The following is a 404-nucleotide window of genomic DNA, read 5'->3' as shown; positions in this document are numbered from 1 at the left end:
TCCCCTGCAAATGCAACAATTTCAAAACCTAATAATTGGACTTCTTCTCTATTCATAGCATTAATCCCCTTTTATACTTATTTTCTTTGTTTCCAAGATGTCGCAGTATCTTTTAATACTTTATTTAAGTCATCAATATTTTTGAAACCAGTTGTACGTAACCATTCACGAGCAGCATCTTCACCTTGTTCAATGTATACTTGAACAGCACCAGACCATGTAGCACGGCCACAAAGTACACCGTTGAATTTAGCACCAGCTTCGTGAGCAAATTTTAAAGTTTCTTGGAATAATTCCGCAGAAACACCAGCACTTAAGTAAATGTATGGTAAATGAGTTGCTGCATCTTGATTTTTAAAGTGTTGTGCCGCTTCCTCTTTTGTATAAACCACTTCACCTTCAGC

The 404-nt window shown here is 36.6% G+C and carries 1 pseudogene; it reads right to left on the bottom strand.

Going from position 1 to position 404, the window contains the following annotated elements:
• Positions 1 to 77: 77 nt before the first annotated feature.
• Positions 78 to 404 (bottom strand): annotated as a pseudogene (locus tag C5J24_RS31625) (tagatose-bisphosphate aldolase); the annotation flags it as partial.

This window comes from Neorhizobium sp. T25_27, from assembly GCF_002968565.1.
Taxonomy (GTDB): domain Bacteria; phylum Pseudomonadota; class Alphaproteobacteria; order Rhizobiales; family Rhizobiaceae; genus Neorhizobium; species Neorhizobium tomejilense.
Note: the sequence above shows the minus strand (reverse complement) of the source record. Positions and strands in the feature narration are given on the sequence as shown.